The following is a 15,315-nucleotide window of genomic DNA, read 5'->3' on the forward strand; positions in this document are numbered from 1 at the left end:
ATGCAGATAGAAAAAGATAATGTTTTTGAAGGGGAAGTTTTATTATTTATTAATGGATTACCTCCAAAAGAGTTTCCCGATGTTTCAAATTTTGAACGTATTTATTGTACCGATGGTGCTTATTCTTATCTTAAAAGAGCAGGAATAAAACCCAATATAGTATCTGGAGATTTTGACTCTTTAAAGCTAGATGAAGTAGATGAGGATGTAACAAAGGTATATACACCTAATCAGGATTTAACCGATTTTGAAAAGGCTATTTTTCTGATTAAAAATGATGGTTATTCAAATATTGTGGTATTTGGTGGTAGTGGTATGGAACAAGATCATTTTTTAGGAAATATTCACTCATTAGCTAAATATAAGAATGAACTTAGCATTAGATGTTTTGATGATTATGGCGTTTATTTTTTTTGTGAGAATACAACAACAATTAATGGGTTTAATGGAAAAATATTATCCTTAATCCCGTTTCCTGAGGCTACCAAAATAACATCTACAGGAGTAAAATACCCATTAGAAGAGGAAGATTTGGGATTATCTAAACGTATTGGTACAAGAAATACAATTACAGAAGATGTAGTTGAAATAACATTTACCTCTGGTAATCTTTTAGTATTTATTCAGTTTAAAAAATAACTGATATTTGAAAATTATCATTTTTATAACGATATTTTTCAAATATTCCCCTTATTTTAGAATGCTTCGTACATTATTATGTTTATGGCAAAAAGAAAATTTAAGATACGTAAGCCATCTAAGGCTGAGAAAAAGATAGGGTTACCACCGGGAACGGTTACCTATATGGGCGATAAAGAAGATATAAGTCTTCATGTTGAGGTAATAGATTATAATGCAGATATATATAGTTTACAAAACTATAAAGATATTACAGAAACTTTTGAGCTAGGTACAGATGACTCTATTACTTGGACCAATATTACTGGGTTGAATAATGTAGATGATGTAAAAAAGTTGGGAGCTTATTATGACATACACCCATTAATATTAGAAGATATTGTAGACCCTTATCAACGACCAAAGATTGATGAGTTTGATGACTATGTTTTTGTGGTAGCCAAAATGTTGTATTACAAAGAGAATCAGTTAGTGGTAGAGCATATTTCCATTATTATGGGAGAAGGTTATGTACTTACCTTTCAGGAGTCTGAATATGATGTTTTTGATGGTTTACGAAAAAGACTAGAAGCCGGAAAGGGAAGAATACGTACTCAAAATTCAGATTATTTGTTGTTCTGTATTTTAGATTCTATTATAGATAATTACTTCTTAATTATGGAAGCGATTAGTGAAAAGATAGAATTTATGGAAGATCAGTTATTTCAGGATTCGGAAGAAACGTCTTCTCAACAAATACAAGAGTTGAAAAGAGAAGCATTGAGTATACGTAAGGCTATATTCCCTTTACGAGAGGTGTTGAGTAGGTTAGAAAAGTTAGATACTAAATACGTATACCCGCAAACCACCAATTATTTTAAAGATTTGTATGATAACATTGTACAAGTTATAGAAACGATAGAATTGTATCGTGAAATGATTTGGGGGCTTATAGATATGTATATGAGTACCATTAGTAACAAAATGAACAATGTTATGAAGGTACTTACCATCATTGCTACTATATTTATTCCGTTAACCTTTATTGCCGGTATCTATGGGATGAACTTTGATAATATGCCAGAACTTCATTATAAATATGGATATTATGTAGTTTGGGGTGTTATGCTGGTGATATTATTTTTAATGATCTTATATTTTAAAAGAAAAAAATGGCTGTAAATAACAGCCATCTTTTAAATATCTTAATAATATAATTATTCAAATAAATCAGAAGATAAATAACGGTCTCCTCGATCGCATACAATAGCAACTACAATACCACTTTCAAGGGTTTTACATAGTTTAACTGCTGCGGCGGCACTACCACCGCTACTCATGCCTGCAAAGATACCTTCTTCTTTGGCTAATCGTTTCGTCATGGTTCTTGCTTCCTCTTCAGTAACATCAATAATTTGGTCTACTTTTTCGGGATTAAAAATAGTAGGAAGATATTCTTTAGGCCATCTTCGTATTCCAGGTATTTTAGCATTTTCACCGGGTTGAACCCCCACTATTTGCACATTTCTATTTTTTTCTTTTAAATAGGTAGCAGTACCCATAATAGTTCCTGTAGTTCCCATGGCAGATACAAAATGCGTTATTAAGCCTTCGGTATCTCTCCAAATTTCAGGACCGGTAGTTTTGTAATGCGCTTTCCAGTTATCATCGTTCCCAAACTGGTTTAAAGATATATAACCTTCATTAGAAACTTTATTTTCTGCGTAGTCTCTAGATCCTTCTATACCAATATCACTCGGAGTAAGTGTTACTTTAGCACCATAGGCTCTCATGGTTTGTACACGCTCTTTAGTAGAATTTTTAGGCATTACTAACTCAATATCAAGGCTATATAAGCTTGCAATCATGGCCAATGCTATACCCGTATTACCACTGGTTGCTTCAATTAGTTTAGTGTCCTTAGTGATGGTACCTCTTTCAAGAGCACTTTTTATCATATTATAGGCAGCTCTATCTTTTACACTACCTCCCGGATTGTTTCCTTCTAGTTTAAAATAAAGAGACACATTAGGATTTGTAATTAATGTATCTGATTTAACTATAGGTGTATTTCCTATTAAATCTATAATTGATTTTTTCATAGCTTTAATTCTTTTACTTTAATTTCCGGAGTATGGTATACAAGTGAGTTAGCCGGAATAGAGCTTGTAATCCATACGTTACCGCCTATAATACTATTTTTTCCAATAACCGTATCACCACCTAAAATGGTAGCATTTGCGTAAATGGTTACATTGCATTCAACAGTGGGGTGTCGCTTTGTATTTTTTAGATTTTTATCTACATACATAGCTCCAAGTGTAACTCCCTGATAAATTTTTACATTGTTTTTAATACTAGTTGTTTCCCCTATAACAACACCTGTTGCATGATCTATAAAAAACGATTTACCAATTTTTGCTCCAGGATGTATATCTACACCTGTCATTTTATGGGCAAACTCTGTCATTAGTCTAGGTACTAAAGGAAAACCAAGTTCATAGAGTTCATGACTTAATCGGTAAACGGCAATAGCAAAAAATCCGGGATAAGCTAAATAGACTTCCTCGAGTGATTCAGAGGCGGGGTCGTTTACTTCAATGGCATGAGCATCTTCATTTAGCTTACTTAAAACATCAGGCAATTTAGAAATAAAATGGTCCCAAATTTTAGTACAATTTTTGGCTTCATCCCAACAAACTATGTCTGCTAGTATTTTAAATTCTTCAAGTAATTCATCTAAATGAGACTCCAAATCGGTAGAGACATCAAATAAGCAATTAAACAAGATGTCTGTAAAATTCTCTACCCGCTTTTTTAGATTAAAGTTGATGGCAGGTTGTTGCCGTTTAATATTTTCAATTATTTGTTTTTTGTCCATTCTTTTCACATTGCAATTCATATCAAATTTATCAATTAAATATTTATATTGATGTATATTTATGAAAGTATTAAATCTAATAATGAGATGAAAACAATCCCTGAGGCTATATTTCAGTTCTTAGAAGAACTCAATCAAAATAATAACCGTGATTGGTTTACAGAACATAAAAAATGTTTTAAAGAACTAGAAAAGGAAGTTAAACAATTTAATGATGAAGTATTAACCGGGTTACGTGTACATGATGATGTTGATAAAATGAAGATGTTTAGAATTTATAGAGATGTTCGTTTTTCAAAGAATAAAGCACCTTATAAAACTAATTTTGGGTGTTCTTTTCATAGAGTAAAACCAAAACTTAGAGGCGGGTATTATATTCATATAGAGAATAATGGCTCTTTTCTAGGAGCAGGTTTCTGGAATCCGGAAAAGGATGATTTAATGCGTATTCGAAAAGAATTAGAATTAGATGCAGAAGAGTTTAAAGAGGTGATAGCTACTGAAGAGATTAAAAAATACTGGGGTGAATTAGAGGGAGAAGAATTAAAAACAGCTCCCAAAGGTTTTGATAAACAGCATAAAGACATCTCTTTAATTAGAAAAAAACAATTTATGTTTGTTAAGAAATTAGACAATAAAGAGGTGTTATCTCCAAAATTTCAGGAAACAATAGAAGATAGCTTTAAAGCCATTCGCCCATTTTTTAATTTAATGAGCGAAATTTTGACCACAGATTTAAACGGTGAAAGTATGTTGCCTGATAATTAATTAGGCAACATTTTCGTTCTCTAATAACTGAACTTGATCTTTAATTCTTTCAATAACGGTATTCATCATACGTTTGTTAAGTGCAGAAGAATTTTCAATATACGTAGTATATTCTTCTACCGTAAACTGACCAATAATCATACCCTTAAGTGAGTTTCTGAATTTAATGTCTCTTTGAATAGCGTTCTCAATATAATTTAATCGTTTTGGTAACGATAGGGTATAGAATAAACCTTTGTGTTTGTTTACATAATTTCTGAATGCTTCAATAAGTAAATCGTTTTGGAGTTTTATTACCGGACGTAACGTTTTGTTTTGGAATTTTTCATCACGACTCATAAACTCGGTAACTTTTGCTGATGGAATTTCAGGACGAATAGCAAGTAATTCTTTTGTACGTGTGTCCATAATATTTCTAGTTTTCTTAAAGATACTTAATAAACAAACGTTTTTTTTCTGGGTTAGGTATAGTTTTCAACGTGTTTATAAACAAATAACGTTATTTTAAGAATTAGCCCAATAATTAACTCATAATTTTATATTAAATTAATTGATATGATACAGTCCATAAATCCATATACTGGAGAAAAAATATACGAATTTCAAGAGCTTTCAGATGAAGAGATTATAAACCATATAGAGTTTGTAAATCAGGCTTTTTTAGATTGGAAAAGAACTTCTTTTGCCTACAGAAAAGAATTAATGGAGAAGGCTGCTACCATTTTAAAAGAAAAAGCTCACGAATACGGACGTGTAATAGCGGAGGAAATGGGGAAACCTATTAAGCAAGCCATTGCTGAGGTAGAAAAGTGTGCTTGGGTATGTACCTATTATGCTCAAAATGCTGAAGGATTTCTGGAAAATGAGTATATAAAAACTGATGCATTTAAAAGTTATGTGAGTTATGAACCTTTAGGAGCTATTTTAGCAGTAATGCCATGGAACTATCCGTTTTGGCAAGTGTTTCGGTTTGCAGCGCCTGCTTTAATGGTAGGGAATACCGCTCTTTTGAAGCATGCTTCTAATGTAATGAAATGTGCAGAGTTAATAGAGGAGGTATTTACACTAGCAGGTTTTCCTAAAGATGTCTTTAAAAGTTTAACTATAAAAAGTGATAAGGTAGAGCAAATTATAAAAAACCCTTTAGTTAAGGCAGTTACTTTAACTGGTAGTAAACCTGCTGGAAGTAAAGTAGCGTCGGTAGCGGCTTCGGAAATTAAAAAGTCGGTATTGGAGTTAGGAGGTAATAATGCTTTTATAGTACTTAAAGATGCTGATATTGAAAGAGCCGTTAAAGTGGCTGTAAATGCTCGTTATCAGAATACCGGACAAAGTTGTATTGCTGCAAAACGTTTATTATTACAGGAAGAAATAGCATCTGAGTTTTTAACCCAATATGTTAATGCAGTTAAGAGTACCAAATCAGGTAATCCGTTAGATGAAGACACCTACATAGGTGTAATGGCGAGAGAAGATTTGGCAGAAGAACTAGAAGAACAAGTACAGAAATCTGTAGAAATGGGAGCTAAAATTTTGTGTGGAGGAAAACGTGATAAAGCATATTTTGAGCCAACTGTATTGGCAAATGTCAAAAAGGATATGCCCGTTTTTAAAGAGGAAACCTTTGGTCCTGTAATTGCGGTGGTTACTTTTAAAACTATTGAAGACGCAATAGAACTTTCTAATAATTCGGAATTTGGATTGGGCGTTTCAGTTTTTACCGAGGATATTACTAAAATAAGAGGCTATATTAAAGAATTTGATGAGGGAGCCGTATTTATCAATGATATGGTAAAGTCGGATCCTAGGTTACCTTTTGGAGGAATCAAAATTTCTGGCTTTGGAAGAGAGTTAAGTCATCATGGCATTAAAGAGTTTGTAAATATAAAGACAGTATATATACATTAAAAAAAGGGATTCGAAAGAATCCCCTTTAACCAGTAATCAATTTAAACAAACAAATATTTAAGCCAAACCTTAATTAAAGAGCAATGTCTTTAGTAAAAGTCATGTCATTATATTTAATAACAAATGTGTAATTTGAAGAGAATACTTTTTTCAAAGCAAACTTTTTAGAAAAGTTCATTTCTCCTTCGAATTTTTGAGTGTAAAGTAAGTTATCGTTATTATCGTATATAGCTACTTCAATAGGACTTTTTTCTAAGTCTAATAATTGTAACATTACATTACCATCTTTAGTGAAAACTACAGGTTTGAAAATTTCACTAGCTTTTTGGTTTACGGTAGTACTTTCATCTAAAGCAACATCATAAGAATAAATCTTAGTGGCTGTTTCAATGTTTAATGAATAGTTTCCGTTTGGTAAATGGTTTAAATCATATTTTCTATTGATTCTTCCATTTTTAGCTTCAACTTCTTCAGAGTAAACAGAAATTCCTTGCTCATTTTTCAATACAACTTTAACATCTTCTGTGTTGTCTAATCTAAAGTTAATTGTTTTACTTTGCTCTTTGGCAACAGATAAAGAAATGTTTATTGCAGCAGCATAAGTTCCCATACTAACCAACAACATCCCTAATACTAAACTGATTTTTAAAAACTTCTTCATAAGAGTATTTTTTAGTGTTTTAATTACAGTGCTAAAGTAGGTCACTTTTTTGTCATGAAAAATGCTAAAATTTTCATATTTCTATGCTATATTAACTTAAGTGATATGTTTATTTAGTATTGTGGTTAAAATGATATTATTTAAGGGTAATATTGCATATATTTGTATAATACAAGGTTTTACATTAACATTTATTAACACTTTGAAATGATTAAAAATTTAAAATCATCTTTTGAAGTTATTCAACCCTCCTTCGGTAGCTCGTTTTCTTATAATAGGTTTAAAGAAAACATGAATAATAAAACACATGTTTGGCATCATCATCCAGAAATTGAGTTGGTATATGTAAATGAAGGTAGTGGAAAAAGACAAATAGGAAGTCATATTTCCTATTTTACAGACGGAGACCTTATTTTGATAGGTAGTAATTTACCTCATTGCGGATTTACAGATAAAGAAACAGGTAATAAAAATGAGACGGTAATTCATTTGAAACCTGATTTTCTAGGAACTGATTTTTTTAATCTTCCTGAAATGAAATCAGTTTATACCATGTTAGATCAGGCATCTGGTGGTATTGTTTTTTTTAATGAAACAAAAAGAGTTATAGGAGAACAGATAGAAGAGATGCAGCATCTATCTCCTTTTGACAGGCTATTACATATGCTTAAAGTATTGCAAAGTTTATCTTTAAGTAATGATTTTAAAATTTTGAATGCAAAAGGTTTTGCCATGGAAACACAAATGCAGGATAATGAACGGATTAATATGGTTTTTAATTATGTGAAAGATAATTTTCAGGAGCAAATAGCCTTAGATGAAGTAGCTATGCTATCAAGCATGACGGTACCTTCGTTTTGTAGATACTTTAAAAAAGTAACCAATAAAACTTTTACGCAATTTGTAAATGAATATAGATTGGTACATGCTTCAAAGTTATTAGCTGAAAAACCTATGAGTATATCAGAAATATGTTTTGAAAGCGGTTTTAATAATTTTAGTCACTTTAATAAGTCGTTTAAATCTTTTACAGGTAAAAGTGCTTCACAATATCGACAAGAATTAAAAAAAGTAATCAACTAAAAAAAGGGAACACGTATGTTCCCTTTTTAATTATAGCTAATTCAATAATTAAAATTACTCAGTGGTTACTATTTTATAAACAACAGCTTTTGAATCAACCTTTGTTTTAGGAGTAGTTAATTTTAATCCTTCAGGGGTAATTTCAAAATCTATAGGTTCGTTGCTACCTAACATGCTTATGTTACTAATGTTATAATTTTTACCAGCAAAAGAGGTTAGTGTCAAATTGCTATCAGGCCATCCTAGTACAATAGCATAAATGATATTTTCATTTTTGGTATATCGTACATCTTTATTAGTATAGGTAAGTTTATCTAAAAACATACCTGATTTTTCTTGTTTGGTTGGTCCTTCACCAAATACCTCCCAAGTAGAAGATTTATAAATGGCTTGTCCGTTAATTTTTAACCAATCACCTATTTCTAATAATACCTCTTGTTGGTTTTGCGGAATACTACCATCAGCCTTAGGAGAAACATTTAGCATTAATGCACCATTTTTACTAACAACATCTACTAGTATATCTATAATTTCATCGGCAGATTTTAGCCCTAAAGTATTAGTATAGCTCCAGCTTCCAACAGATACTGTTTCATCTGTTAACCAATAATCCGATGTTATTTTATTCATTCTACCTTTTTCAAAGTCTTCTAGACTAACAGATTTTGGAAGCTCGCCTTCTTTATGAGTAATTACAACTCCTTTATTATTATTGGCAGCATGATTAAGGTAATAAGTAACAAATTCCTTTTTATATTCATCAGGAATTTTGTCAAGTTTGCTATCAAAATAAATAAGGTCAGGGGAGTAGTTGTCAATGACTTCTTTTAGTTCACCTACCCAATTTTTATAAAATGTTTCTTTAGGAATATTACCGTACATTATACGTATTAGCGAATCTGTAGAAGAAGTAGGCATATCTGGATTATACGGAAAGTATGAAGTATCATTTAACCAATTCACCGAATCATTCTGAAATATTTGAAGATTTCTGGCCTTGTGAAAAGAAGTTACAAACTTAAGTCCTCTACCATGAATGGCTTTTTCTAATTCACCCACTAAATCTTTATGAGGCCCCATATCATAAGCATTCCATGGGTTTGTATTACTTTTCCAGTTAGACCATCCATCGTGGTGTTCAGCAACAATGCCTGCAAATTTAGCTCCTGATTTTACAAACAAATCTGCCCATGCATCTGCGTTAAAGTTTTCTGCTTTAAAATCAGGTACAAAGTCATGGTAGCCAAAGTCTTTAGGTTCACCATAGGTGGCAACATGATGTTTATATTCATCAGATCCTACAATATGCATATTTCTAGGATACCAATCATTTGCATAAGCAGGGACACTTAAGACTCCCCAATGGGCATAAATACCAAATTTAGCATTCATAAACCACTCTGGTGCTTCGTCATATTTTGCAAGCGAATCCCAATTTGCACTATATTTTGGTTTTTCTTTTACTTCTTTTGTTTTAGTGTTATTACAGCTAATAACAAAAATGGAAGCTATTAGAATAATAACTACTTTATAAGAATATTGTATCATTGATTTTTAAATAATTTGAAAAATGGGAGTATGCATTAAAAACATACTCCCATCTAAATACAAACTTTATTTAAGGAATTGAATTTGTCATTGCTGAAATTATATCAGGGTATGCTTGAGTGGCTGTACTCCTTTCAAATAGCCCCATACCATGATCACCGGTACCTCCGTTATCCCAATAAACAGGCGTCAAATCATGGCTAAAGGCAGAAGCTGTCACATACGATAAATAATCGCTTCTAAAGGCTTCACTTCCGGTTACATTTGTTCTGGCCATTGCACCATATTCACCTAGAATAACACCAATACCTTGATCTACGAAATTGGTTTTCATTTTTTGAAATTGAGCATCTACATAAGTTTCGTCTCCCCAACCATCATTAGCTGAAGGATCGGTTGTATTTTGACCCCATTGCCAAATAGTATCATCTTCATTAATAGTAAAGTTGTAAGGATCGTAATAGTGTACTTCCATTAACATTCTGTTACTAACCACATCAGTTGGTAGGGTAGCGTATGCTACGGTATAATCAATATTCGTATTAAATCCTTGAATGGTAAGGTATCTGTAATAGTTTCTACCACCTGTTGCTCGTACCGTATTCATAAAGGTTTCATTGAAACTATTTTGAACTGTATAATATTCTTCAGTAGGCTCACCATAATCTCCGTCAACCATAACCTCATTGGTACCTGCAAAGATTAAGTGATAGTCATAATCTCTAAAATAGATAGCAATTTGTTTCCACATTTTAGTCAAACGATCATTTACATAATCTTGATCATCATACGTAGGTTGCATCCATCCACCATCCCAGTGAATGTTTATAATTGCATACATATCGTTATCTAATACATAATTTACGACTTCTTCAACACGAGCAAAACCAGCTGCGCTTATAGTATAGTTATCATCACCATCTTCAATATAATTGCTCCATCCAACAGGAATTCTAACTGTGGTAAATCCTGCATCTTTAACAGCATCAATTAATTCCTTTGTAATTAACGGATTTCCCCAAGCAGTTTCACCACCTGTAGATTCTAATGAGTTACCAACATTCCAACCTAAACCTAATTGCGCTGTTAATTCAACAGCAGTGTAATCACTCATGTTACTAGAGTCATTAGCAATGTTAGAGGATGAGTAATCTTGTGTTACATTAATAGTATAACTTTTATTAAAAGTATAAACGGTTATGATTGCTGTTCTTTCAGCTTCTTCAGAATTAAAAGAAGCAGTAACTGTGATAGTAGCGGAGTCACGCCCTTCACTAGTAGTTGCTCCAAGATCGTCTGTAATGGTTAACCATTCGGCATCGGTACTAATACCCCATGTAGTATAAGGTAACGCTGTAATTTCTACAGTATTGGTACCTCCTGGTTGCTCAAATGTCATTTCTGTAACATCTATAGAGAAATCTGCTGTGTTAATGTCATTGTCGTCATCACATGAGTACATTACCCCAATAAATAAGGTAAATACCATTGTTAAACTAAGTAATTTATAAATCGCTTTCATATTCAATAATAATTATTTGATTGTAATTTTTTGCTCCGAAATTATATTCTTAGAGGAGTTTCCTATTTTTAAAACATAGGTTCCTTTTTCTACTTCCCATGCTTTAGTTTTTACATTATAGAAGGCTAATTCTTTTACTGGTATGGTAATGCTAACATTTGCTGTACCGTTAGCTTTTACCATTACCTTACTAAAGCCTTTCAGTTCTTTATCGGCACGTTCAACTTTAGATTCTGGTTTAGAAACGTATAATTGTACTACTTCTTTACCATCTAGAGTACTATTGTTTTTTACCGTTGCTGTAACTGTAATTGTTTCCTTTTCGGTATAGGTGTTTTTTGAAGTTGCCAAATTAGAGATAGCAAAATCAGCATAAGATAACCCGTAACCAAATGGATATAAAGGAGCTACATTCTTAGTATCAAACCATCTATACCCAACCAGAATACCTTCTGCATACTTAACGGTATCATCACCAGGGAAACTGTTGGTAGCATGCGCAGGAGAATCTTCAATTCTCTTAGGCATAGTCCAAGGTAACTTACCAGATGGATTTACATTTCCTAATAAAACATCAGCAAGTGCATTACCACCTTCAGATCCGTTAAACCAACTCCAAACAATGGCATTTGATGTTTCATTGATTTGATTTAAATCATATGGAGCACCAGCAATCATTACAACAATAGTGTTTGGATTTACTTCTAAAATTTTTTCTAATAATTTTTCTTGTCCAAATGGTAATTTTAAACTAGCTCTATCTGAAGCTTCTGTCTCATATTCTCTAGAAGATCCACCAAAAAATACGGTAATATCAGATGATTTTGCAGCTTGTATAGCTTCTTCAACCATCGCTGGGTCAAGTTCGTCTATAGTTACAGGTGCATTTAAGGTAATATCTCCCAAAACAGCTTTTTCAGTTGCACTGTAATTTTCTTTATACCCTTCAGCATAATTAATGGTGATATTATCTGGTAAACGATTTTTTAATCCTTCAAAAGGGGTTACTTCTACTTTGGTTTTAACACCGGCACCAAAACCTTTTAAGGCATTTTTTTGTTTAGCATTGGTACCAATAACTGCAATACTTTTAACGCCGTCTAATTTTAAAGGCAGTAGCTCATTATTGTTTTTAAGAAGTACTACAGATTCAGAAGCTATTTTATAAGCATCTTGATAATGCTCTTTAGTAGCTATGCTCCCTTTTTTACGTTCCTGATTCCCCATGCTTTTAACGGTATACATAACTTGCATTACACGTTTTACATGTTTATCTAGTTCTTTTTCATTAACCTTTCCTGCTTTTACCGAGTCAATTAATGGCTGTGCAAAATAGAAGTCGTTAAATGGTTTAGGAGTTCCCATTTCTACATCGGTACCATTTTTAAGTGCCTTTACAGAGCTATGAACTGCAGCCCAGTCAGATATAACAATCCCTTCAAAGCCCCATTCATCTCTAAGAACTTTGTTTAACATATAGTCGTTTTCACATAGGTATTCACCTCTGAATTTATTGTAGGCTCCCATAAAACTATATGCATCAGCTTCTTGTACAGCTGCTTTGAACGCCGGTAAGTAAATTTCTCTTAGAGCTCTTTCATCTATTTGTACATCTACATAATCTCTATGGGTCTCTTGGTTGTTAGCAGCAAAGTGTTTTACACAAGCAGCCACTTCATTCTCTTGTAACCCAACGATAAAAGGAACCGCTATTTTTTTGTTTAAAAACGGGTCTTCTGTAAAATATTCATAAGTTCTTCCCCCAAGAGGTGTTCTTATGATGTTAATTGCAGGAGATAGTAATACATCTTTACCACGTGCTTTACTTTCTTCCCCAACACTGAATCCAAAGGTATAAGCCATTTCAGGATTCCAAGTAGCCGATAATCCAGCACCGGCAGGGTAGTAGGTAGCAAAGTCATCATCAGACCCTAGTGGAGCCCAAGAATTTCTTGAAATTTCTTCACGGACACCCAATGGTCCGTCAGCCATCTTTAATTCTGGAATTCCTAAATGCGCTACAGCTTCTGTTGCAAACATACTTGTACCATGTAGCATACCCGATTTTTCTTCAAGCGTCATTTCTGCTATAAGACTATCAATGGTAGCATCATATTCATGGGTTATAGGGATTCCTTTATAGGTTTCTTCTGCAACTTCTTCTTTGGTCGTATTTACCTCAGATGATGTTTTAGGATCACAAGCATTTAAGAGTAATAACCCTGTGATTGCAGATATATATATCCAGTTATTTTTCATACTTCAATTATCTATTTCGTTAGCCTTATAGTTTTTTAAATCGTATTGCTGCGCCACCACCAGCACCAAGTCTTACATTTAGTTTATCTGAAGCTGTAACTTCCTTATTTGTAATGGTTACATTTGATGGATCGCTGTTAATATCGGTGGTTTCACCATCTGTATACATTTGTGCTTCATAAGAACCCTCTCCTAAGAAAGAAAGGTCTACTTCTATATTTCTTTCTTTTTCATTAGTAATACTACCTAGGTACCAGTCATCAGATTTTAAATCTTTACGAACAGTTGTAATGTATTCTCCAATTTCAGCATCTAATACTTTGGTATTTTCCCAATCTGTAGGAACATCGACTAAAAATTGGAATGCCGGATTACCAATATAATTTTCAGGTAAATCTGCCAACATTTGAATAGGAGAGTACAACACAACATATAATGCTAATTGTTTAGAAGCAGTAGTGTTAATTCTTCGGTTGTTATACCCTTTAGTCTCCATAATGTCTAAAACCCCAGGAGTAAAGTCCATAGGACCTGCCAGCATTCTGGTAAATGGTAATAATGCGGTATGACTAGGAGGATTTCCTTCACTCCATGCATTGTACTCTTGTCCACGTGCTCCTTCACGAGCCATCATATTAGGATAGGTTCTACGTTCTCCAGTATCTTTAATTGGTTCATGGAAGTTAACTGTTAACTGATATTGTGCAGCTTTTTCTAAAACCCAACGATAGTACTCAACACCAAATTGACTTCCGTGCCATTCTATCATATTTAATTTATCGCCAACCTGACCAATTTTTACATCATGAATACCTAAATCTTTGTACAGTTGCATTCCGGCATCAATTTGTTTTTTATAATTGATAATGTTTGATCCAGTTTCGTGATACCCAATAATTTTAACTCCTTTTTTGTTGGCATAATCTACCACTGTGTTGTAGTCAAAATCATCTGTTGGTTCAGTAAAGCTAAACTCGTGCATTTTATTTTCATACCAAGCTGGTGTCCAGCCTTTGTTCCAACCTTCTATTAGCATATGATGAATTCCAAGTTCATTGGTTTCATCAATATATTCAAGGCAATTTTTAGTACTGGCTCCATGATTAGGACCTTCCCAAAAGCTGTATTTGCTAATGTGCATACCCCACCACATTCCGGTATACTTGTAAGATTCTATATAACTTAAGTCGTCTAACTTGTTTGGCTCATTTAAGTTTAAGACTAAATAAGACTCTATTAAATCTCCTGGCTTTTCACCAATTTGTAAGGTTCTCCATGGAGTTTGAAAACTTTTGGTAGTACGAACCTTTACACCATCATGCCAAGGCATTAAATCTAAATCAAGGTGAGTACCTTCTTTTTTTGCTACTGTATAACTAGCAAAGTTTTTTAAATCAGCTTCGTGAAAACTTAGGTATAGTCCATTATCACTCTTAATAGTGTAAGGTGTATGTACGGTATCTATTTCACTTACTTTTGTTTTGGTAAATAAATGCTCATATCTGTTCGACTTGTAAGCAGGAATCCACCAAGAATTACCGTCATCCTTAAGGTTAAACTCTGTAAGCTCGTTCATAATAAAGATACTGTCTTTAATTTCTTGTTCAGGGAAAATATATCTAAAGGCAATACCATCATCAAAAGCTCTAAATTCAATATCTAATTTTCTTTTTGTTTCAGCTTTTTCTTGTAGGTGTATTGTTAATTGATTATAATGATTTCTTATGGTATGTTTTTCTCCCCAAACTTGATCCCAAGTATTATCTACTTCGTTTGTTTCAGCTGTAACGATCTCAAAATTTGAAGCTAATGAATCATTATCTTTAAATACAAAACCCATTTTGGAAGGAGTAAGAACTTCCTTTTCTCCGTGTTTAACTGCGTATGAAGGCATTCCGTCTAAAAGTTTAAACTCAATTGTGTTTTTACTTTCCGGTGAACTTACGGAATAATCAGTTTTTTTTGTTTCGGTACAGGCCAATAAGGAAAGAAGTACCGATGAACATAATAGGGCTTTTTTTATCATTTTGTTTGTTGTTTTGAATTATGTATTAAGCCGGGATAATT

The 15,315-nt window shown here is 32.9% G+C and carries 13 protein-coding genes; 5 read left to right on the forward strand and 8 right to left on the reverse strand.

Translation table 11 applies throughout. The features are described from left to right. Together NBRC110019_RS04980 and corA are read left to right on the forward strand one after the other, a co-directional pair. A complete protein-coding gene (locus NBRC110019_RS04980) occupies window positions 1–639 on the forward strand; it encodes a thiamine diphosphokinase (protein WP_281752996.1) in 639 nt (212 codons plus the stop codon). Window positions 640–723: 84 nt separating this feature from the next. After that, window positions 724–1,800 (forward strand): magnesium/cobalt transporter CorA, encoded by a 1,077-nt coding sequence (corA, locus tag NBRC110019_RS04985; protein WP_281752997.1) that lies wholly within the window; start codon window positions 724–726, stop codon window positions 1,798–1,800. Window positions 1,801–1,835: 35 nt separating this feature from the next. Here corA and cysM read toward each other — a convergent pair whose 3' ends face one another. Both cysM and epsC read right to left on the reverse strand, forming a co-directional pair. Next, window positions 1,836–2,720 (reverse strand): cysteine synthase CysM, encoded by an 885-nt coding sequence (cysM, locus tag NBRC110019_RS04990; protein ID WP_281752998.1) that lies wholly within the window; start codon window positions 2,718–2,720, stop codon window positions 1,836–1,838. After that, window positions 2,717–3,499 (reverse strand): serine O-acetyltransferase EpsC, encoded by a 783-nt coding sequence (epsC, locus tag NBRC110019_RS04995; protein ID WP_281752999.1) that lies wholly within the window; start codon window positions 3,497–3,499, stop codon window positions 2,717–2,719. Before epsC ends, cysM begins: the two co-directional genes overlap by 4 nt. Before the next feature lie 87 nt (window positions 3,500–3,586). Between epsC and NBRC110019_RS05000 the strand changes: the two genes are divergently transcribed. Beyond that, window positions 3,587–4,267, forward strand: a complete 681-nt coding sequence (locus NBRC110019_RS05000) for a DUF2461 domain-containing protein (RefSeq protein WP_281753000.1) — start codon at window positions 3,587–3,589, stop codon at window positions 4,265–4,267. On the opposite strand, the gene NBRC110019_RS05005 is transcribed toward NBRC110019_RS05000, so the two are convergent. After that, on the reverse strand, window positions 4,268–4,675 hold the full coding sequence (locus tag NBRC110019_RS05005) for a glyoxalase (RefSeq protein ID WP_281753001.1): 408 nt from the start codon (window positions 4,673–4,675) through the stop codon (window positions 4,268–4,270). A gap of 147 nt (window positions 4,676–4,822) precedes the next feature. Here NBRC110019_RS05005 and NBRC110019_RS05010 point away from each other — a divergent pair, with 147 nt between their 5' ends. Then, on the forward strand, window positions 4,823–6,175 hold the full coding sequence (locus NBRC110019_RS05010; RefSeq protein WP_281753002.1) for an NAD-dependent succinate-semialdehyde dehydrogenase: 1,353 nt from the start codon (window positions 4,823–4,825) through the stop codon (window positions 6,173–6,175). A gap of 73 nt (window positions 6,176–6,248) precedes the next feature. Here the strand turns inward: NBRC110019_RS05010 and NBRC110019_RS05015 are convergent, their stop codons facing one another. Beyond that, window positions 6,249–6,836, reverse strand: coding sequence for a T9SS type A sorting domain-containing protein (locus tag NBRC110019_RS05015; RefSeq protein ID WP_281753003.1), 588 nt, complete (start codon window positions 6,834–6,836; stop codon window positions 6,249–6,251). A gap of 210 nt (window positions 6,837–7,046) precedes the next feature. Between NBRC110019_RS05015 and NBRC110019_RS05020 the strand changes: the two genes are divergently transcribed. Beyond that, window positions 7,047–7,919 carry an AraC family transcriptional regulator gene (locus NBRC110019_RS05020; RefSeq protein WP_281753048.1) on the forward strand — a complete coding sequence of 291 codons (873 nt, stop codon included), beginning with the start codon at window positions 7,047–7,049 and terminating at the stop codon, window positions 7,917–7,919. A gap of 54 nt (window positions 7,920–7,973) precedes the next feature. On the opposite strand, the gene NBRC110019_RS05025 is transcribed toward NBRC110019_RS05020, so the two are convergent. From NBRC110019_RS05025 to NBRC110019_RS05040, 4 genes are all read right to left on the reverse strand, one after another. Then, window positions 7,974–9,467, reverse strand: a complete 1,494-nt coding sequence (locus NBRC110019_RS05025) for an alpha-L-fucosidase (RefSeq protein WP_281753004.1) — start codon at window positions 9,465–9,467, stop codon at window positions 7,974–7,976. Window positions 9,468–9,537: 70 nt separating this feature from the next. Continuing rightward, entirely contained in the window at window positions 9,538–10,989 is a 1,452-nt protein-coding gene (locus NBRC110019_RS05030; RefSeq protein ID WP_281753005.1) for a cellulase family glycosylhydrolase, read from the reverse strand. Window positions 10,990–11,001: 12 nt separating this feature from the next. Then, on the reverse strand, window positions 11,002–13,248 hold the full coding sequence (locus NBRC110019_RS05035; protein ID WP_281753006.1) for a glycoside hydrolase family 3 C-terminal domain-containing protein: 2,247 nt from the start codon (window positions 13,246–13,248) through the stop codon (window positions 11,002–11,004). Window positions 13,249–13,273: 25 nt separating this feature from the next. Then, on the reverse strand, window positions 13,274–15,274 hold the full coding sequence (locus NBRC110019_RS05040; protein ID WP_281753007.1) for a glycoside hydrolase family 97 protein: 2,001 nt from the start codon (window positions 15,272–15,274) through the stop codon (window positions 13,274–13,276). Window positions 15,275–15,315 lie beyond the last annotated feature (41 nt).

The sequence above is a fragment of the Neptunitalea chrysea genome (genome assembly GCF_027924145.1).
GTDB classification, from domain to species: domain Bacteria; phylum Bacteroidota; class Bacteroidia; order Flavobacteriales; family Flavobacteriaceae; genus Neptunitalea; species Neptunitalea chrysea.

Excerpts from the sequence above, each read along its gene's own strand:
- NBRC110019_RS04980 (WP_281752996.1), top strand. The coding sequence starts at position 1 with ATGCAGATAGAAAAAGATAATGTTTTTGAAGGGGAAGTTTTATTATTT.
- corA (WP_281752997.1), top strand. The coding sequence starts at position 724 with ATGGCAAAAAGAAAATTTAAGATACGTAAGCCATCTAAGGCTGAGAAA.
- cysM (WP_281752998.1), bottom strand. The coding sequence starts at position 2,720 with ATGAAAAAATCAATTATAGATTTAATAGGAAATACACCTATAGTTAAA.
- epsC (WP_281752999.1), bottom strand. The coding sequence starts at position 3,499 with ATGGACAAAAAACAAATAATTGAAAATATTAAACGGCAACAACCTGCC.
- NBRC110019_RS05000 (WP_281753000.1), top strand. The coding sequence starts at position 3,587 with ATGAAAACAATCCCTGAGGCTATATTTCAGTTCTTAGAAGAACTCAAT.
- NBRC110019_RS05005 (WP_281753001.1), bottom strand. The coding sequence starts at position 4,675 with ATGGACACACGTACAAAAGAATTACTTGCTATTCGTCCTGAAATTCCA.
- NBRC110019_RS05010 (WP_281753002.1), top strand. The coding sequence starts at position 4,823 with ATGATACAGTCCATAAATCCATATACTGGAGAAAAAATATACGAATTT.
- NBRC110019_RS05015 (WP_281753003.1), bottom strand. The coding sequence starts at position 6,836 with ATGAAGAAGTTTTTAAAAATCAGTTTAGTATTAGGGATGTTGTTGGTT.
- NBRC110019_RS05025 (WP_281753004.1), bottom strand. The coding sequence starts at position 9,467 with ATGATACAATATTCTTATAAAGTAGTTATTATTCTAATAGCTTCCATT.
- NBRC110019_RS05030 (WP_281753005.1), bottom strand. The coding sequence starts at position 10,989 with ATGAAAGCGATTTATAAATTACTTAGTTTAACAATGGTATTTACCTTA.
- NBRC110019_RS05035 (WP_281753006.1), bottom strand. The coding sequence starts at position 13,248 with ATGAAAAATAACTGGATATATATATCTGCAATCACAGGGTTATTACTC.
- NBRC110019_RS05040 (WP_281753007.1), bottom strand. The coding sequence starts at position 15,274 with ATGATAAAAAAAGCCCTATTATGTTCATCGGTACTTCTTTCCTTATTG.